At 57.8% G+C, this 19,263-nt stretch carries 17 protein-coding genes; 4 read left to right on the top strand and 13 right to left on the bottom strand.

Annotation, left to right across the window (positions count from 1 at the left end; all coding sequences use genetic code 11):
• Positions 1–83: 83 nt before the first annotated feature.
• Positions 84–2,477 carry a TonB-dependent siderophore receptor gene (locus tag F3J08_RS12885; protein ID WP_166930443.1) on the bottom strand — a complete coding sequence of 798 codons (2,394 nt, stop codon included), beginning with the start codon at positions 2,475–2,477 and terminating at the stop codon, positions 84–86.
• Positions 2,478–3,178: 701 nt separating this feature from the next.
• Positions 3,179–3,898: an NAD(P)-dependent oxidoreductase gene (locus tag F3J08_RS12880; RefSeq protein WP_166930441.1), complete on the bottom strand. Its 720-nt coding sequence runs from the start codon at positions 3,896–3,898 to the stop codon at positions 3,179–3,181.
• An 86-nt stretch (positions 3,899–3,984) separates the two neighbouring features.
• Between F3J08_RS12880 and F3J08_RS12875 the strand changes: the two genes are divergently transcribed.
• Entirely contained in the window at positions 3,985–4,455 is a 471-nt protein-coding gene (locus F3J08_RS12875; protein WP_166930439.1) for a MarR family winged helix-turn-helix transcriptional regulator, read from the top strand.
• The gene (locus F3J08_RS12870; RefSeq protein ID WP_240149342.1) at positions 4,452–4,967 is read left to right on the top strand and encodes an NUDIX hydrolase; all 516 of its coding nucleotides are present in this window, start codon (positions 4,452–4,454) and stop codon (positions 4,965–4,967) included. Before F3J08_RS12875 ends, F3J08_RS12870 begins: the two co-directional genes overlap by 4 nt.
• Here the strand turns inward: F3J08_RS12870 and F3J08_RS12865 are convergent.
• Positions 4,924–5,376 (bottom strand): helix-turn-helix domain-containing protein, encoded by a 453-nt coding sequence (locus F3J08_RS12865; protein WP_240149341.1) that lies wholly within the window; start codon positions 5,374–5,376, stop codon positions 4,924–4,926. The genes F3J08_RS12870 and F3J08_RS12865 overlap by 44 nt on opposite strands.
• 157 nt (positions 5,377–5,533) lie before the next feature.
• Between F3J08_RS12865 and F3J08_RS12860 the strand changes: the two genes are divergently transcribed.
• Positions 5,534–6,616 carry an NmrA family NAD(P)-binding protein gene (locus F3J08_RS12860; protein ID WP_166930435.1) on the top strand — a complete coding sequence of 361 codons (1,083 nt, stop codon included), beginning with the start codon at positions 5,534–5,536 and terminating at the stop codon, positions 6,614–6,616.
• 62 nt (positions 6,617–6,678) lie between these two features.
• On the opposite strand, the gene F3J08_RS12855 is transcribed toward F3J08_RS12860, so the two are convergent.
• From F3J08_RS12855 to F3J08_RS12835, 5 genes are all read right to left on the bottom strand, one after another.
• Positions 6,679–7,101: a VOC family protein gene (locus F3J08_RS12855; RefSeq protein ID WP_166930434.1), complete on the bottom strand. Its 423-nt coding sequence runs from the start codon at positions 7,099–7,101 to the stop codon at positions 6,679–6,681.
• A 431-nt stretch (positions 7,102–7,532) separates the two neighbouring features.
• The gene (locus tag F3J08_RS12850) at positions 7,533–8,018 is read right to left on the bottom strand and encodes a GNAT family N-acetyltransferase (protein ID WP_240149340.1); all 486 of its coding nucleotides are present in this window, start codon (positions 8,016–8,018) and stop codon (positions 7,533–7,535) included.
• 128 nt (positions 8,019–8,146) lie between these two features.
• Complete coding sequence (locus tag F3J08_RS12845) at positions 8,147–8,926, bottom strand: class I SAM-dependent methyltransferase (protein WP_166930430.1); 780 nt, start codon at positions 8,924–8,926, stop codon at positions 8,147–8,149.
• A gap of 30 nt (positions 8,927–8,956) precedes the next feature.
• The gene (leuA, locus tag F3J08_RS12840) at positions 8,957–10,621 is read right to left on the bottom strand and encodes a 2-isopropylmalate synthase (RefSeq protein WP_166930428.1); all 1,665 of its coding nucleotides are present in this window, start codon (positions 10,619–10,621) and stop codon (positions 8,957–8,959) included.
• 66 nt (positions 10,622–10,687) lie between these two features.
• Positions 10,688–10,849 carry a hypothetical protein gene (locus tag F3J08_RS12835; RefSeq protein WP_166930426.1) on the bottom strand — a complete coding sequence of 54 codons (162 nt, stop codon included), beginning with the start codon at positions 10,847–10,849 and terminating at the stop codon, positions 10,688–10,690.
• A 35-nt stretch (positions 10,850–10,884) separates the two neighbouring features.
• Here F3J08_RS12835 and F3J08_RS12830 point away from each other — a divergent pair, with 35 nt between their 5' ends.
• Positions 10,885–11,697 (top strand): helix-turn-helix domain-containing protein, encoded by an 813-nt coding sequence (locus F3J08_RS12830; protein ID WP_240149339.1) that lies wholly within the window; start codon positions 10,885–10,887, stop codon positions 11,695–11,697.
• Between the two features lie 387 nt (positions 11,698–12,084).
• Here F3J08_RS12830 and F3J08_RS12825 read toward each other — a convergent pair whose 3' ends face one another.
• The 5 genes from F3J08_RS12825 to F3J08_RS12805 all read right to left on the bottom strand — a co-directional run bounded on the left by F3J08_RS12825 (position 12,085) and on the right by F3J08_RS12805 (position 19,132).
• Positions 12,085–16,143, bottom strand: coding sequence for an NACHT domain-containing NTPase (locus tag F3J08_RS12825; RefSeq protein ID WP_205206992.1), 4,059 nt, complete (start codon positions 16,141–16,143; stop codon positions 12,085–12,087).
• Between the two features lie 119 nt (positions 16,144–16,262).
• Positions 16,263–16,781, bottom strand: a complete 519-nt coding sequence (locus F3J08_RS12820) for an RES family NAD+ phosphorylase (RefSeq protein WP_166930423.1) — start codon at positions 16,779–16,781, stop codon at positions 16,263–16,265.
• Complete coding sequence (locus F3J08_RS12815) at positions 16,778–17,143, bottom strand: antitoxin Xre/MbcA/ParS toxin-binding domain-containing protein (protein WP_166930421.1); 366 nt, start codon at positions 17,141–17,143, stop codon at positions 16,778–16,780. Before F3J08_RS12815 ends, F3J08_RS12820 begins: the two co-directional genes overlap by 4 nt.
• A gap of 108 nt (positions 17,144–17,251) precedes the next feature.
• Positions 17,252–18,943: a recombinase family protein gene (locus F3J08_RS12810; protein WP_166930418.1), complete on the bottom strand. Its 1,692-nt coding sequence runs from the start codon at positions 18,941–18,943 to the stop codon at positions 17,252–17,254.
• Positions 18,944–18,955: 12 nt separating this feature from the next.
• Positions 18,956–19,132: a hypothetical protein gene (locus tag F3J08_RS12805; protein WP_166930416.1), complete on the bottom strand. Its 177-nt coding sequence runs from the start codon at positions 19,130–19,132 to the stop codon at positions 18,956–18,958.
• Positions 19,133–19,263: the final 131 nt, after the last annotated feature.

The raw sequence follows: 19,263 nt of genomic DNA, 5'->3' as shown, positions 1-19,263 counted from the left end.
ATTCTGGAAACTTGCGAAGAATATAATGCGATATAAAAAGTCGCATCAATCAATCCCATTATGGTGAAGCTGGTAGCTTCATGTTACCATCGAAACGAAACGCCGGTTTTGAACGTCCGCCGGTTTCCGTAGAAACATCCTCCCGCCGAAAAGCATGATGACACATATTTCCGGTCGAAAAGGTTGGTGCCATTTAACATCAGGGACCATCCATGAAGGCTGGATGACAGGCGGGAGAGATCGTAGCGCAATGTCGTGTCAAACAGTACTACGCCGGGAACCGTAAAGCTATTGGTCTCATTGCCTGCGCTTGAACCAACATATCGGACGCCCCCGCTGACGTTGATGCCCTGCAGATGTCCCCAGGCGACGGCATAGTTCGCCCAAAGCGAAGCCATATGTCTGGGCACGGCATAGAGGCGTTTTCCGATCAGACTGGCATCTGGATCATGTGTAACAGTCGGATCCGTGTAGCTGTAGGACGCGATCAGTCCCAGATTATCTGTGAGGGCTGCATGGGCTTCGAACTCGATACCCCAGGACCGTACGCCACCGCGCTGGACGGAGTAGTAGGGATGAGCCGGATCTGTAGTGCTGACGTGTCGTTCATTGATGTCGTAGGCAGAGACCGTCAGGAAGCTGTTATAACCGACAGGCTGGTATTTGATGCCACCTTCAACCTGACTGGCCCGGGTCGGCTGAAAAGCTCTCCCCTCATAATCGACGCCCACAACCGGCTGGAAGGATGTCGAATAACTCACGTATGGCGATAATCCGTTTTCAAAAAGATAGACAAGCCCCGCACGTCCGGTAAACGCTGAATCATGTTGGGCGCTTGTCGTATCGGAAAGCCGATCTCGCGTCCTTATGGTAAGCCAGTCATGGCGGCCGCCCAAAAGCAGGGACCAGCGACCGAACCTGATCTGGTCCTGTATGTAAGCCCCGATACGTTGTGAGTCCTGCCTTGTGCTCTGGGCCAGTGCAGGAGGCACAATGCTGGCATCATAGACGGGCGCGCTATAATCAAGTGCCGAGACCAGCCCGTAAGCCGACTGACGCATTGACGATTCCGACCGGTCATAGGTTACGCCGGCAAGAATGCGGTGCTGGAGTGGTCCAGATGTCACATGCCCTTCCACGCGTGTGTCAGCCACCACACCGTTGAGATCAGCACGTGACCAGGACGAGTAACGATTGAGATTTCCATCAGTGTCGTAGGGATTGGAGAAATTGACTGCAAGCCCCTTGAAGCTCGTATTCAGATATTCGTAGCGAACGGTTTGCTGCAGGCTCCATCCCTGAAGAAAGTGATATTTTACCCGGTATTTCGGCATGATCTGTGTTCGGTTGTAGCCATCGTAGTTTGACTGGCTCGGGTTGAACTTTGTGGAAATGCGCCCGTGCGGGCCAGGCAGAACACTCCCCTGTGCGGGGATCCAGCCTGCAAAGTTATTGTCCGGATCACGTTGGACATTGAGTACAAAATCAACGCTTACTCGTGGCGTAGCTTTCCAGGTCAGTGTGGGCGTAAGAGCCAGTCGCTGCTCTTTTGCGTCCCGCATCTGGGTATCGACCCGGCGACCTAGGCCGCTGACCCGATAAAGGAGCGTCTGATCGCTCGTCAGGGCACCTCCGACATCGAACATGCCCTGTATCCTGTTACGACTCCCACTTTCGATCGCAACCTGCCGGGGGACGGACAGAGACGGAAGTTTGCTGTCGAGGTTGATGATGCCACCAGGACTAGCATCTCCATAGAGCACGGAAGCTGGGCCGCGCAGCACTTCCACCCGGTCAAGGGTGGAAGGATCTACCGTTGGAATGGCCCATCCTTGTCCCTGTTGTAATTGTATGCCGTCCAGGAAGCCCACGTAATTGGCGGATGTCGCGAAGCCACCGAACCCACGCATAAATGTTGTATCGAATATCGTGTCGCTGCGTGGTTCGGAATAGACGCCTGCAGTGTATCGTAACGCCTGCGCGACGTTCTGAGTGACCTGATCATCCATCTGTTGTCGCGTAACGACGGAAATGGACTGTGGAATTTCACGGAGCGGAGTGTCCGTCTTGGTGGCAGTACTGCTGTCGAACGCAACATATCCTTTCGCTTTGTGCTGATACTGCGCGCGTACCACGATCGTTTCTGTTTTCGGTTTCCTGTCGTGAGCTTTGTCTTCAGCAGCCTGCCCAATGCAGGGCAGAGCCAGACCGCATCCAAGCGCGATGCAGAAAAATGGATTACGCCGGTCATGAAAAGCATTGCTAGCGTGGCGCTTATGGCTCGTATGATCGCATCCGCATATCAATTGGGTCATAGAGGGTCTGTCCAGCGCATTAGATTGGCTCAAACGTAAGTGCGAAGCGTTTGCAGAGTCAATACATGGGATGTTCCCATCTTTGTGTGTCGGGATTCTTATTTCATATTGTTTCCATCCGGAGCGCTGCCGAAATTGTTCGATATGGAAAACATCCATCATCGGTTTGGCGCTAGATAGGTAACCACTCTTCAATTGGTGGTCGGGAGGCGGCTAAAGCATCGTCGCCCAGGGGCAGACGATCGAGCCGTGATTTATGAACGTTTCTCAGGGCCACCGTGCGAAAGTAGGTAGAGCAGATTAGGCGTCAGATGATCCTTCTTACTGCCGGTGCAGGCGTTGAATTCACCGCCACCTGTGATGACGATACTGACCAGCCGCTCCTGAAGTAGCCGTCCTTTACGCGGGGAGAGGGGATGAATGTCCGATGCGGGGCTGCGTAGTCGGAACCGTATAATTATGCATCGGCGTATCGATGACGATGACATCTGCGCTTTAGAGTTCGAATATCAATTTTTCCGAGAACGCCACACTTGCTGTTTCCGTCGCAACCCGTTCATGATCGGTCATCGGTCATCGGTCATCGGTCATCGGTCATCGGTCATCGGTCATCGGTCATCGGTCATCGGTCATCGGTCATCGGGCTGGCTGTGACGAATGCCGCGTTCGAATAGGGGAGAAAGGCTCGGCGCCAAGATTGCGTTCGACGGCCTGAAAAGGGGCGTCGCCGTTAGAGTCAGGTGATCAACTGGCAGCCGAACTGCCTGGTATGGGACTCGGTCCCACGCTCGTTTGCGCTGACATGCAACAATCTGCCGGATCGGGGGACCTACCGGCAGATTGCCCGAGGGGCATCATGAGGATCATCTCCAGTCCGCCGACCAATTCAGTTCCCGCTTGGCTTTTTCGCTGCTCACTGCGCCGTCATCCTCGGCGAAATTGTAGATTCCGCGCGCGCCATGCAAGAGAGCCAGAAGTGCCGCGTTGGCGGCCGAGTCAACATGGAGAGGCGCCAGACCCGCGGGCGTCTCAAACCCCGTTCCGGGACCGTAAAGCCGCCCGTATCGCAGCACTGCTCCAACGAAGGGTGCGGACAGAACCTGCGTTTCGAGGCTCGCCACGCCGCGTGCCGAGATCCCTGCGCGACCCTCCGCTTCGATCGCGAGGGCGTCTTCCTCAGTATGAGGTGTCGGGCCTTCCGCGTAGGCGAAGGCGACACTCTGCGCGATGAAATGCCGCACTCCCGCGCGTATCGCCGCCTCTACCAGATTCCGGGTTCCCTCGTCGCGTATCCTGGCGTTGCGGGCTGTCGCCTCGACCATTCTCGCCGGATCGAGCCTCGGCGGCAGATCGGTCAACTGGTGAACGACGATTTCGGGTTTCGTTGCCGCGACGGCGTCGATCAATGCAGCCGATTCAAAAACGTCCACGACCACTGGTTCGACACCGCGTTCGCGCAGTCTCGTGGCTTTTTCCGTGGAGCGCGTCGTGCCCACGACCCGCCATTTCTCCGCGAGGAGCAGCGGAACGAGCCGACTGCCGATCGTGCCCGTGGCGCCGGCGAGAAAGAGCGTTTTATCCATGCGATGTCTCCCGCGCGACGGCGATGGCGTTCGACCGTCGGGTGGCGTATATCAGAGTACGAACATATTATCAGAGTTCTTACATTATGCGCAAGCCTCCCGATGATCCATCCATTCCTCGCCCCGGTGAAGGCAAACGCGGCGAGGCCGCCTATCTCGGCTATCTGCTCCGTCAGGCGGCCGGCGCCTATCGGCATAGGATGGACAGGGCGCTGGCGGATCTCGACGTCACGGCGCCTCAATTCGCGGTGATGACGATGCTGAAGGCTTATCCTGGCATTTCGAGCGCCGATGTAGCTCGGCTTGCCATGCTGACACCTCAAACGGTGAGCGTGATCGTCTCCAATCTGGAGCGCGCCGGAACGATCCAGCGGTTGCCGCATGGAATCCATGGGCGCATCCTGCAAATTGAGCTGACGCCGAACGGCCAGTCGCTGTTGCGGCGATGCCGGGAGCGTGTGCAGGCGTTGGAGCGCGAAATTTCGGAGCCGCTTTCAGAAACGGACCAGATCATCGTGAGGCAATGGCTAATTAGCGTCGCCAGAAGCGAGTCATGAAATCGAACGGAGCCGCCATGCCCACCGAAATCCCCTTGTCTCTTCCTGTCGCCCCGGCATTTCGCCCGATTGCGGCGACGATCGCGGCCGTATTTCACGAGGGCAGGATACTCCTGGTGCGGCGGGCTAACCCGCCGGATGCCGGGCGCTGGGGATTTCCTGGCGGCAAGATTGAGGCGGGAGAGACCATCGAAAATGCGGCGGTTCGCGAACTGCTGGAGGAGACGGGGGTTCACGCCGAAGCGCTGCGCGTGTTTACGGCGGTCGATGCCTTCGATCATGATGAGCATGGTCGGCTTCGTCAGCATTTCATTTTGATCGCTGTGCTCTGCCGGTGGACGTCAGGCCAGCTGATCGCTGGAGACGATGCCCTCGAAGCGCGATGGTTCGCCCTTCACGCGCTCGACGAGGCGGGACTCGCACTCAGCCTCGACGTCGTCGAAGTCGCGCGGGAGGCAGAGACTCTCTTCATGAAGGAATTCGCCAACCCCGCGCGATCCGCCATTGCATGATCTCGTCCGCGTCGGGCCCCGCTTGGACCGTGATCTTCGGTGCAGTCACGATCTCCCCCGTTTCGGCATCGACTGGCCCCAACCTCAATGCTCGGCCAGAGTTCGCGTCGACGAAACGCAAGGGAGCGCCCTCATTACGCCTTTGTCGCCATTTGTCCCCGACCTGTACCAGCGCCTGCATGATCAACGCCATGTCGAGCCCTTTAGGCGTCGGACAATACTCGTAGCGATCGGGACGCGTCTGATATCGGCGACGCTCGATGAGACCCGACGCCTCCAGGCACTTGAGGCGATCGGAGAGAGTCGCATTCGTGACGCCGCTCGATCGCTGCAAATCGTCAAAGCGTGTTAGGCCGAGAAGCAGGTCCCGCATGATCAGAAGCCCCCAGCGGTCGTTGAGGGCGCTCATCACCTCCGCGATCGAGCATGCCATTCCGTCGAACCCTTTGGATCGCATCGTCCCGAACGCCTCCTTGCAATAGCTGCCGTGTCACTCTGATAATCAGAGTCGACATACTCCTATCATAAGAGCTACACTGTTCGGCATCAACACATCGGAGCCGGACATGCCAAACGTTTCTAGAATTTTCGTGATCGGTGCGTCCGGCGCGCAGGGGCTGCCGGTCGTGCGCGGTCTTGTCGAGGATGGCCGCTATTCGGTGCTCGCCCTGACGCGTGATGCCGGCTCGGCCCGTGCTAGGTCGCTGGCTTCGCTGATGGGCGTGTCGTTCCTCGAAGGGACGTTCGCGGATGAGATCACCCTTCGCGAGGGATTGCGGGCTTGCGATGGAGCTTTCGTCAACATAGACGGCTTCAACGCCGGCGAGAAAACCGAGATGTACTGGGCGATCCGGGCGTATGAAATCGCGCTGGAGGAAGGGGTCAAGTTCTTCGTTTACGGCAATCTCGATTATACGCTCAAGAAAGCCGGGTATCGCTCGATGTTCCGCACCGGGCATTACGACGGCAAGGGGCGGATCGGTGAATGGATACTGGATCAGACCCGAACCAACGGCGATCGCATGGGGGCGGCGCTGTTCACCACCGGGCCCTACATGGAAATGGCCTTTTCAGGGGGCACGCCGATGCCACCCCGGCTGGAAGATGGCGTGCTGACCTGGCGCGTGCCCTTGGGCGAAGGGGCCGTGGCGCATGTCGCGCTCGATGACTGCGCTTATTACGTCCGCTGGCTGTTCGACAACCCGGCACGCGCCAACGGGATGGATCTCGAGGTCGCGATCGAGCATGTCCGATATGCCGATCTCGCCGCCGCGTTCGAGCGTGTAACAGGGCATCCGGCACGCTATGTGGACACCGATCTGGAAACGTACTTCGCGCCCATTCGGGCGGTCGCAGATCAGCCGGCTGCGTATAACGCAGATCCTGCCGACAAGAGTACGATGAGTTTCCGGGAGAACTTCACTGGCTTCTGGAACCAGTGGAAGCACGGCATCATCACGCGCGACTACAAACTGTTGGATGAGATACATCCCGGGCGCATCAGGAGCGCCGAAGACTGGATCCGGCGCTGGGAACAGCGTGCGAAGGAAGAGGGTACCGAAACGTTGTGGGAGCGCGTACAGCCGGAAACGCTCGTCAGACGGCCAATCTTGAAGCTGAGCGAGGATCGTCGGCAAGGACGCCTCTGAGGGAGAGAATTCGACCAATCGTGCGACCATGTCCGACAAAGGCGCTACGTTTGCAGCGTCGCTTATCCGTGTTCGATCACTGCTCTGGCGGTTTCTTTTGCATGGCAGACGGCTTCGATCCTGTTGCCAGCCAGGTCGAGCAGAAACGCCGCGTAATAGTGCTCATGATAAGCGGGCCTAAGACCAGGCTCTCCGTCTGATCGACCTCCGGCTGCCAGCCCGCGACGATAAAAATCGTCGACTTGCTCACGGGTCAACGCCTTAAAGCACCAGTGGCGTCGGTTCATGGTGATCGGGCTCGGGTCCAGATACACGGCAAGGCAACTTGACGCGACGTCATCGGCCGAGCAGCGCGCGCCGTAGCCGAGGGCATCGCGGCGATCATAGACCTTCGACGCGCCGAGTGCCTCCATGATGGAGTCATAGAATGGTCGGGCAGCGTCGAGATCGGGAACGCCGATCGAGACATGGTCGAGAAGGAGCATCAGGCCTCCGCAGGTTGGACCGTCATCGACCGCAGCTTGCCTGATCGGTCGGCATTTGGCACCCGGACCACGCGACGACCGTGATCCGGCACCTGTTAGGGGCAGCAGCCTGCAGTGATTCTCGGTCGAATGCACACCCAGGGAAAATGCCGGCTTATGTTATCCGATCCATGACGTCTGATCGCGTTGACGTAAGTAAATAATGAGTTTTCGGCTCGCGGTGGCACCGGAAGGTGTACTCCGGTGCTCCGACCAGGATCGAGTTTCAGGAAAGGGGGTGTCATCCTTGCAGCATCTCGAACTTCGGTGCGTAGGTGATCGGGAAGTTCACCGATCGAGCAATGAAGCAGTACCGGTGAACATCGTGGTGGATGACTTCGGCTTTCTCGATATCAGTACCATAGGAGCGCGTTCGCGCAGCCCATTGCATGTTAATCGGACGCTTCAAGCATTTTTCGCATTCTCAAGAGCGGAACAGTCACGCCGTTCGCGACCGCCTGGATGCGTTCGATCGGGATGAAGCCGCACTGTCCATACAGCCGCTCACCGCTCAGCGTCGCCATCAACTCAACGGCGGAGAAGCCATGATCAGCGGCGGCCTTCTCGCATTTGCGCAGGATCAGCCGTCCGATGCCTTGTCGGGCGAAGTCCGGATGTGTGTACATCGCTCTGATCTTCGCCGGATCTTTGGCGGGGTCGAGCAGCTTGGGGTTGCGCAGTCCTTCGCTATGATCGCCGCCATACAGGGTGGCGCGCCTGCTCCATCCGCCACAACCCGCCACGACCCCGTCCTTCTCGGCGATGAGGTAGGTGCCATCCTCGATCAACTGGGTATCGAGGCCCATGATCGCGCGACTGGCGGCGATCTGCTCCGGAGAGAGGAAGCCGGTCTGCAAGGCGTCGATGGCGCGCGCCATGAGCGATCGGAGTGCCGGAAGGTCGTCCAGGGTTGCCCATCGTGTCGTGAGCGAGACCTCTTGGTTTTGACTGGCTTGTCTATTCATGGGTTGCTGCCCTCGATGCCGGTAAGCCGGTTATTCCCCGATCAGAGTGTGCGCGCCCTGCAGGCGGTCGCTTCGATCTGCAAAGCGTCGATTGAAAAGGAGCCATCGGGCTCGATAGCAAAATAGGTGGTGGTTTCGGCGGATGCCAGATGCTGGAGCGATCGTATGGCCGCGCGATGCGCATCGGGCGTTCGCATTCGGCTGATCCACGATCCGAAATCCATGCGCAGGCGCCGCTTGATCGTGCCGCGTATCCGAAAACCGGCGTGACCGAGTGCTGCGGCCCATTCGCCTTCCGTATAGTCGCGAACGTGGGACGGATCGCGCAGCAGCTCGATCGCCTGCAAATGCGTGTCGAACAGCGGGTAGGCCGGCGATACGACGTCGATGAAGATCGCCATGGCACCAGGTTTCAAAACGCGGCGCGCCTCGCGGAGGCCCGCCTGCCAGTCGCGCCAGTGATGGGCGCTGAACCGGCAGGCGAGCAGATCGAACGTGGCATCGCCGACTGGAAGCCTTTCGGCCGCAGCGGGACGGGTTTCGATGTTTGACAGGCCGCGCTGGCTGGCTGTGTCGTCGACCGCCTTCAGCATCGCCGCCGAGAGATCGACCGCGGTGACGGCCCTGGAATGGCGCGCGAGCCGATAGGCGACATGCCCGCCCCCCGATCCCAGATCGAGGGCATGATCGGGTTTGTCGCGTTCGGCGATCGATTCAAGCGCGTCCAGATCTTCGCCGCCCGCGTGGACGGCGCTGCTCACATAGGCTTGCGCCTGATCGCCGAACTGATCGTCGACGATGCTCTCGTGGGAACGGGTCATGGTTTCTTCCTCATGCGGCGTCTTCATGTTCTACAGGGCGTTGTTTGCCGCGCTGAGCAGCGCACGGACGGAGGCCGTCGCAACCTCGGGATCGATGCCCGCGCCGAATACCGCCCGGCCCTCTGCCGTGCGGCATTCGACATAGGCTGCCGCGCGCGCATCCGTGCCGCGACCCATCGCATGTTCCTGATAGTCCACGACGTCCAGCAAGGGGCCGCCTGCGTCTGCGAGTGCTGCCACGATCCCGGAGATCAGGCCGTTACCGCGCCCCGAGAGCGAGCGGACCTTGCCGTCGATGGCGATGCGGCCGACGAAAAGCCGCTGACCCGCCGGACCGCGCTCCTCGTAATCTACCAGCACGAACCGGTCGGTCGGGCAGGGCAAATAGCAAATCTCGAAGCACCGCCAGATATCGGCGGCATCGAGTTCGCGACCGATTTCGTCGGCCAGCTTCTGGACATGGGCGCTGAAATCCGCCTGCATGCGCTTGGGCAGCTTCAGGCTCCGATCCTGTTCCAGGACCCAGGCGACGCCGCCCTTGCCGGACTGGCTGTTCACGCGGATGACGGCTTCGTAGGTCTCGCCGATATCAATCGGGTCGATCGGCAGATACGGCATCTCCCATACGCCGTCGTTACGCTGCTCATGCGCGGCGAAACCCTTGCGGATGGCGTCCTGATGCGAGCCTGAAAAGGCCGTATGCACCAGATCTCCCGCGTAGGGGTGCCTGGGATGAACCGGGATTCCGGTGCAGTGCTCGACGGTTTCGACAATCCGGTGCATCGCCGGGAAGGACAGGCCGGGATCGATCCCCTGCGTGTAGAGGTTCAGCGCCAGGGTCATGATATCCACGTTTCCCGTCCGCTCGCCATTGCCGAACAGGCAACCTTCCACCCGATCCGCGCCGGCGAGAAGCGCCTGCTCGGCGGCGGTGATTCCGGTGCCGCGATCATTGTGGGGATGAACGCTGATGACGACGGCATCCCGCCGCGAGATGTGGCGGCAGAACCACTCGATCTGGTCGGCATAGACGTTCGGCATCGCGACCTCGACCGTCGCCGGCAGGTTCAGAATGGCCGGACGCTCCGGCGTGGGCCGCCACACGTCGAGCACCCGCTCGCAGATTTCTAGCGCGAACTCGGGTTCCGTGAAGCAGAAGGTCTCCGGCGAATATTCGAAAGTCCAGGCCGTCCCGGGGCGCTTCAGGCTCTCTTCGCGCATCGCCGTGACGCCCGTGACCGCCAGATCGACGACCTCATGGCGTTCCATGCCGAAAACCACACGCCGGAACAGCGGCGCCGTGGCGTTGTAGAGATGGACGATGGCGCGGCGGGCGCCGTCCAGCGATTCGAACGTTCGGGCGATCAGATCGATCCGCGCTTGCGTCAGAACCTGGATCGTCACGTCATCGGGGATTTTGTCCTCGTCGATCAGGCGGCGCACGAAGTCGAATTCGGTCTGCGAGGCCGAGGGAAAGGCGACCTCGATTTCCTTGAAGCCGATCGCGACCAGCATGTCGTAGAAGCGGAGCTTGCGCTCCACCCCCATGGGATTCGCCAATGCTTGATTGCCGTCGCGCAGATCGGTGGACAGCCAGCGCGGGGCCGCGGTCAGCCGCCGTGACGGCCATTGCCGATCCGGCAGGCCGACGGGCGTGATGAAAGGGCGGTATTTGGTTTCCGGGTTTTTCAACATGAATGATGTCCGTTGCGTGCGGGAAGGGGGCAGCGAGCATGGCCGTGTACGGCCGCCAGGATGCCGTCAGTCCTGGCGGCCGCCTGTAAGTCGCGGCACGACGGAAAGCAGTTGCCCCATCTGCGTATCGAACCGGGCGCGAAGGCTCGCACCGGTTGCATTGATAGCCGCCCGCGCCATGAAGCGCGGCTGGACGGAATGGCTGGCGAGGAAGGCGATCGCAAACATGGTAGGACACGGAGGCCTGATTCTGGACTGGCGCTATGATAGCTCCGAAAGGGATGATATTCTCTCAGGCGAAGGGCATTTATCGTCGCGATCGGATCACATCGGAAATGCTGGAGCGGGCCGCTATTGACCGGATCACGGTCGTCAGCAAGGACGCGTACCGCTTCGTAGGTGTCCGCCATGCGCATCCTCAGGCGCAGCTCATCTACGCGATCAGCGGTACCGTTTCCGTCACGGCGGCAGGGGGCACATGGGTCGTGCCGCCGAGCCGGGCGGTTTGGGTTCCGGCGGGCATCGGGCACGAGACGAAAAGCTACGCCACCGTGCAGTTCCGCGCGTTGCTGATCGACCAGGCCGAGGTGAAAGAGCTGCCTGACGCTTGCGCGGTGGTGGCGGTGACGCCGTTGCTGCGCGAATTGATCCTGCGGCTCGCTGCACTTGCCGACACGCCACGAGACGGGGAGCTTGGCCGTGCCGTTACGCGGCTGCTGTTGCTGGAATTGGCGTTCCTGCCTGTCGAGCCGCTCAACCTGCCTCATCCCCGGCACAGGCCACTCGCGCGCTTCTGTGAATGGATACAAAGCGATCCTGCCCGCGATGTCCCTCTGGAGGAAGCCGCCGGCGCGCTGCATATGAGTCGATCGAGCTTCATGCGGCTATTTCGGCGCGAGACCGGCTTGAGTTTCGCTCATTGGCGGCAGCAGGCGCGTTTATTGCATGCGCTGGCTCTCCTGGCGGAAGGGCAGTCGATCTTGAATGTCGCCCTTGCGTGCGGATATGACAGCCCCAGCGCCTTTTCGGCAATGTTCCGCCGCTCGCTTGGAAAGTCACCAAGCGATTACTTTTGAAGTTCGACTATATCCTTGAATTGATTGTAGATAAGCGACGGCACGATTTGGTCATTTTTTACGTAGTGTAAAATATATATGCGATTATGCCGCGAGGTAAGGTATCACACGGTCCACCAATCGCAAGTATCGTTGGTTGCCTACCCCCGCAATCAACTGAATTAAGAAAACCCCACGAAACCAATAGGTTCGTGGGGTTTTTCTTTGGGTGCAGGGCAGGGCGAAAATAAACACAAACAAAATCAGACCCTTAATTTCGCAGGTTCAAATCGGGGCAGCCAACCCGCAACCAATTGCGATATATATTGTTTCAGACCGATGAGTGTGTGGGCAACGTCGCACATGGCCGGCTGCCGCAGTTGCTGCCGCCGCATTTATCGTAGTGTATCAGAGGATGGCTCCAGGATTTCCCGCGGTGAAGTCGAATACCACCACATCGATTAGCGCTCGCCGCGCCGTTGGAATCCTGGCAATCAGCATGTCCCGCATTTCATCAGCGGTCGTAGGGGCCGGAACCCCGTCGGGGTGCGACTTCAATCGGCGCCTAGTCGATGATGGAGTATCGCCAAACCATAGCACACAGTAGATACCGCGCTGCTCGGATCGCCAGTCGACCAAATATTGGACGTCGAGTTGGTCGGTTGCAGCGTCCCAGACGTCCTTATGCCACTGGCCTTTGATTTCTACGGGTAACTGCATCGTTCCACATGCAAAGGCGAGGTCAGCGCGCTTAGTCATCGGCATATCCGCTTCGGTAATCCGCTGGATATTGTAGCGCCCAAGGTCGGGGCTGATTATCGCTGCCAATCTGTCGCGACATGTGTTCTCGTCACGCGGAATGCCGTTATCACTCCAAAAGATGGTGGCCGTATCCAGGTCGTCTCCAAGAAACTTACGACGAGCTATGTCCATCTCTTCGAGCACTAAATTTTTTAAATCTTCAATATTACCGGGCGGTCCGTCTTCCAAGAGAGTGCTCAGTGTACCGGGCGTTATTATCGTAAAATCCTTCTCTGCGCGTTTTTGACGCTGCTCTGCTGCTGCATGACGGATTAGGTCTGAATAGCTGTCCGTGGGCGCGCCTATCAGGCGTTGTAACACGTTACTCGCATTTACACTTGTGTCGTTTGCGATAAGGTTGATCAACGAACGTAAAAAATCTGTTGCATCATAATCATTTTCGTCGCCCGTGCTGCTGCCTTCCAAAACTGCATATGGCCACTCCTTGCGGAATTCGCTGATAATCCATTCCGCCTGTTTGATCGACAGTGGCAGCATCTTGCCACGTCTTTCAAATTGGAAACGGTTACGTAGAAACCAGATAAATTCTGGATTGTGCGCACCTATGCCTTCAATATCGGGTAGTGTCTTCTCGAACCTTACAAGTATGTCGATCGCAAGCCAGAATTGCATATGTTTGAAATTACGGAGTATCGTTCTTTCGCGCATCTCCGCTACATTACGCAGTGCATTGAAGGCAGCGCTATGGGTCAGGCAGTCGATTAAAATGGCTTCGACTTTTTCGGGAATATCGTGAAACGTTATTAGCCATTCAGCCGCCAACATCGCACCGGTCGCCTGCCAATCGGGATTATGAACAAGCAGATAAAGGCCGGGGACGTACTCTTTAGCTGCCACGAGCGCCGGTTCGATCCAAAGCCGCGCAAAAGATAGTCGTGCCGTTGGTGTCCGAACTACATCCGTCTCGAGAGCTTGTAGGAGGGCCTGCTTTTCGCTCTCGAGGTTCCAACCGTGGTCGTCATAGCAAAGAAGCAATGCGGTCTTCTTCACGGGATCGGGTAGATCAGCGATACCTCTGCCGTTTCTCATTCTCTCATAGAAACCTGCCATGATAGCGTAGCTATGTTTATAGATTTCATCATGTGCGAAGCCGGTGGCGATTTCAGTCGCAGTCGGTAGATCGGTACGGTGCAGCACCGCTTCTAGCCCCACAAGTACGTCATCGCGTAAGTTTGGTCCGAGCCACTCGGCTAGGCGCTCATGGGGAGGTATTTCGCTCGGCAGCTCACGGAAGTTGCTGAAGTAGGCTTTGGCGGGCTGCTGGATTGCATTTAATATCCCGGTGCGAAGGTCAACGCGCAAGTTCTCATAGTGGATACGTGCCCTGCTAAACGCTTCTTGGCGTTCACGCCCTCTTTTTGCATTCTCCTCCTCCTGTTGGATCTTCCAAGCCGGTGTCTCTGGATTGTCGAGGAGATGGAGACAATCCGTGACCAGTTTATTCCCGCGTCCGAATGCTCTCACTGCAGCGCGTCCCTCTGGACTGAGCCCGTCTGGCCCCCAGCCAATATTCAGGAGATCTATCCAGTCTCGTTGTGAATCTGGACGCGTCGTGGTGTTCTGAAGAAGCCGATCAAGCACCTGAGCTAGATCATCGGGTCGTGCCCAGAGCCCTACTAACCGACGTTGCATATATATGGAGGTTTCCGACAAAGTCTCTCCGCGGCGGTCGCTTTCTAAGGCATGGCTTTGAATTGCATGTCGTAGGGAAGCATTTGTCGAAAGTCGCTCTGAAAGAATCTTTTGGATATCGTGATGGGAGCAGTGTGCTCGCTCGATAACTGTGAGCCAACGCCAGACTGCAGCGGCTTGGAGCGCCCCAAGTTTAGTTTCCTCAATGGTACGAACGACAAGTTGGGCTACAATGTCGGCAGCAGTGCCGAGATTTGTCCAATCGTCGTCGTGAATTAGTTCGGTATAATCGATAATCAAGTCTAGTAAGTCGGTCAGGCGATCTGATGAGATCGATTCAAACAGACGTTGGTAATACCAAACGCTACGAAAGCGTTTGTTTTTTTGGCGTGGGATGGGGCAATTGATGATCCCCATTTCGGTGAACAGGGTAGTGGCGAGTTGTTCATCGGTCACATCGGCATTGATATGCTGGATGATATGACGTGCCAATTGCGGTGCATCATGGCTGGCCTGATTGAGCAATATAGTAACCGTGGTGCGGCACCAGACCAAGTCACGGTACGGTAGCAACGCATCGACTGCATCGCATCTTTCTCTAAAGGTATGGGCCTGGGATAAGACAATGTTCTCAAGTGTGTCTGCGAGTTCAGCAGCGAGGGAAGAATCCTTAAGTCCTTCAATGAACAAAGAGCGAAGATGCAAACTGTTTGTTGTCGATTCGACGATCGACGCGATTTTAGGCTTGAGCACAGGAATCATCAGTGCTTCAGCCGTCTGTCTTCCCCAGTCTGCAGCCCGGAACCAAGGATCATCCTTGGCCAGCGCACAAAGAGCTTCGAATAGGCAATCCGCCAGATGCGGCGTCAGATTTGTCGTTTCACCATAGCGAAGGACGCCATAGGGGTCTGCGGAGATCACCTCTTCGGCCATAGTTGAGCTGTGATAGGCGAGCCATGCGTGCAGACCGCGTAAGCTGGAAGGTACAGTGCCGTATGAATGTAATTGCGCGAACAAACGTCGCTGCGTGCGCGGAGAGTTCGCTTGGCGTGCAAGCCATTGTGCGCCAAGATATTCCGCTATGACCCGATGAATGGGCTTGGCCCGTAACGGACCGCAACTTTGGAATAGTTTGGACGTAAATATCACCGGCGCAGCCTGGGCCTGCGGCAGAGTTTCAATGTCGACGAGCCGAAGGTCATTCGGTTGAGCTTGCGCTGCTCCAGCCACGCTGGCAGCTTCTGCACCGGCGAATATCAAGCTGGCGGCGATCGCTCCAGCAGCATTGATTGCTTGGTGTGCGGTAAGCTGCGCCAACTCGCTATCTTGTCGATCAGAGTTGTGCTCAGGCCAAATAAGAGTGCAGGCTCTCTCGAACAAGGCACCGCGTGTCGCTGGTAAAAAGCTGTCCCTCTCGGCTACGCGCCCCATCAAACTGAGCGTCAAAGGATTGCGATAGAGCTCATCCAGATTGTGCGCTGCGAGGTGATCGAGTACGTGATCCGCATCTACGTCTGGATTTTGCATGGCGAGATAATGGTAAGCCTCGGTGCGATCGAGCGGTTCGAGCGTAACGATTGTTGGGTCGGCATCATACAACTGACGAAGAGTCGTCAAGCTACGTGCTTGCCATTCGCGCGATCGGCAAGACAAGATGAATGTTGGCGAACCGGCTTCCTCTAGCTGGGCCAGAATCGCGTCCACTGCATCGCCTTCTCGACGCGACATAGCTTCATCAAGGCCGTCGATCAGCAACGGTTTGCCAACATGCACCAATCTTTGCGGGTTTTTGGCGTTGATAAAGCGGATCGCGGTAACCGGTTTTATACCAATCTGACGCGCTAGTTCCTCCATGACCTTGCTTTTGCCCAAGCCAGGTTCGCCAAGAACGATCTTGTTGCCGGTAAGTGCGAGAAGTCCCGTTTCATCGACCTTTTTATCAGGGGTCGAGATATCGATGACTGCAAATCGACGCGAGAAATAAAAGGCATCTGAAGAAGGATTGTCTGCCATGTTAAATATATGCTCGCGCATGGTTCTTATGTTGAATTTAAACGGCGGGGATATCAGGTATTTGGAATATTACCGCACGAAGATAATAATAACTTTCGACCATTTTTTCTAGCGTCGGCTTACAGCCATGATGCTGGGGTCGCCGGCAGGCGCCTCTCATCATCAATGATGATGACGCGGGAGGGAAGACTGTCTGACCAGTTCCAGAAGACAAGATTCCTGTCATTCTCCGTCGCTTCGGGGGTAAAACTGGGGACGACGATGCCAGCCACCCCGCTGGTTATCAACGTCCTTGCCAGTTCCCATGACGGCGGTGTCTTGCCTTGGCCGGCAAGGTCTTCCCAGGGACAGGCGAGGGTGGCGGGGGAAAAGCCAAGATCGTGGAGGCCGGACAGATCGGTCAGATCGAGGACAGGTTCGCTATCGACATCATAGGCGCAGATGGTCAGAGGCTGCGGCTTAAACGGGAAGCCCTGCTGGGCTTCGAGCCAGGCGGTCTCCATGCGTAGTGAGGTATAGAGGGCAGCCGTGCCAACCGGATTGAACCGTCCTCCGTGACGTGCCGCACCGTCGCCTGACAAGGGGGTGAAAGACCAGCGAGGATTATAAGCCCGAAATACGCGTCCGGTGAATCTCAAGCGTACCCGCCGGTCGTAATCCGGTCGAGGTAGCGCCGGACGGCATTGGCGCGGCCCTCCCGGACGAGCGCCTCGGCAGTCTGATCCCCGAACGAGGGCAGGGGCTGCGCCCGGTACCACGCAAAAGCCTGTTGGGCTGAACCCGCCCATGGCCGGACCCGATTGAGAATCTCGACCATGTCGCGCAGCCTCGCCTGCGTGGCGGGACGGCTGAGGCGTGCGCTTTTGGAGACGGCATCGCGCGACAGTCCCAGTGTTACGGCCAGTTCGCCCCTCGTGATGTGCAATATGCTGCTCAGTCGTTCTGCCGCGATCAGCCCCGATGGATCGAAAGCTTCGGAGAGGAATATGGTCTCAGACATGGCTGGTTGCCTTACAAATAGACCCTGTTTGTGGATCATATATGCGGCACAAGCTTGCGACAAGGATTCTGATTGGATGCGCCCGTGCGCTCTGGCACGGTAACTCTGTCATGCGGCAAGGCGGGGTATCTCGCGGTCTACCAATCGCAAGTATCGTTGGTTGTCTGCCCCCGCAACCAATGTATCCTGTTCAATGAACGACTGAAGAACGTCGTGGTCCGGATGGACTGCGGCGCTTTTTTTGTTGGACGAGAAGTTCAGAATTGCAGCGAGGTCTCCTTCAAGGAAGATCGCAAGCTCTCCATCCTGTGGAATCAGTTTGATCCGTGAGACCAGAGCGCGCATCCTCTCGACTGCTTCAAGACTCTCATTTTCTTTCTGAAGGTTTTCGTAAAGGGCTTCGATGCGTTCCCTGTAGATCACAGCCATGTTTGGATGCAGCAGAGGAGGCGGCTGGGGTGCGTCGGCGAGCAGAGCCATCAGTTCTTCCTTGCGGGCCTCCAGCCGTCCGATCTTGTCCTTCAATTTGACGCCGGGCACGCCGTCGAGAATGGCCTGGATCGCCTTGTCCAGTTCGCGATCAACACGGGGTAGTTCCGCGCGCATCGCAGCGAGATCTGCGCCACGCTCCATTCGCACGCGATTGACCTCCCGAGTGAATTCATCACAGAACTCCTTGAACAGAGCAGGGTCCATGAGGCGCGTCCGTAGCCCGTTAAGCACAGACTTTTCGAGCATGTCCCGCCGGATGGTCATACGATTGTCGCAGGTGCCCTTGTTGCGCGCAGTCGAGCAGCCAAGCAGGTTTTTTGAGATCATTGAAAAACCACCGCCACAGCAGCCGCAGCGTGTCATCGCGGTGAAGAGGTGCCGAGGGCGCTTGAGACTGTTCAGAGGATGGACGCCGTCGCCACGCGTCTTTTGTGACCACGTTGTCGTTGCCTGACGCGCCTTGGTAGCTTCCCATAGGCCGGGCTCAATAATGCGAAGTTCAGGAACCTCCTGCAGAATCCATTCACTTTCTGGATTCAGGCGGGAGACGCGCTTGCCAGTTTCCGGATCCTTCAGATAGCGAAGGCGGTTCCAGATCAGTCGGCCAATATAAAGCTCGTTGTTGAGGATGCCGGTGCCGCGGTCACGGTTGCCGTGGATGGTGGATGGTCCCCAGGCACCTCCCAACGGTCCGACAATCCCTTCCGCATTCAGATCGAGCGCAATGGCCCTAGGCGCCTTGCCGTCTGCATATTCACGAAAGATGCGCCGCACGATCGCGGCTTCGCTGAGGTTGATCGACCGCTCTCCGCGGACAGCTTCGCTGGCGGCGTCAAATTTTCGGACGACGTCATACCCATAGCACAGACCGCCGCCCGATTTACCGGCTTCAACGCGTCCCCGTATGCCGCGCCGCGTTTTGTCTGCCAGATCCTGCAGAAAGAGGGCATTCATAGTGCCCTTGAGCCCGACATGGAGTTGGGTGACGTCGCCTTCTGAAAGCGTGATGATCCGCACCCCGGCAAACTTCATTCGTTTAAACAGCCCGGCGATATCTTCCTGATCGCGCGAAAGACGGTCCATGGCTTCGGCGAGAATGATCGAAAACTTCCCACGCTGCGCGTCCTGCATCAGTTCCTGAATGCCAGGACGAAGCAGGGAGGCCCCCGAAACCGCTCTGTCGCTATAGCTGTCGACGACGTTCCACTCCTGACGGGCAGCATATTCCCGGCACAGCCTCAGTTGATCCTCAATGGAAGCATCGCGCTGGTTGTCAGAAGAATAGCGGGCGTAGAGCGCGACCTTCATGAAGACATCCTGTCAGTCCTCCGATCGTGTACGGATCGGTCCGTTTTCATGTTCAATGTAATCCCGCGCCGCCTGCCGGGCGAGGGCTCGTATCAGCGCCCGCAGACCCTCACCATTACCGTCTCCATGACCGGTAGGGTCGAGAATGACACGGGGCGATGTCGACACTGTAGCGTCTTTTGCGCGCATCGTCCTGCCTTTTCTTGAAGCTCAGATGGGTGCCATCGTGCCTCTCATCAGCACGCAGGCAAATAGAAAACCGCGATAAAACAATGTGGTAAGGAGTATCGTGGCGGGTCGTGGCGTGCGCCTGTCGGTCG

The sequence above is a fragment of the Asaia sp. As-1742 genome (assembly GCF_011753235.1).
GTDB classification, from domain to species: domain Bacteria; phylum Pseudomonadota; class Alphaproteobacteria; order Acetobacterales; family Acetobacteraceae; genus Asaia; species Asaia bogorensis_B.
The sequence above is the reverse complement of the archived record's forward strand: the minus strand, read 5'-3'. Positions and strand labels throughout refer to the sequence as shown.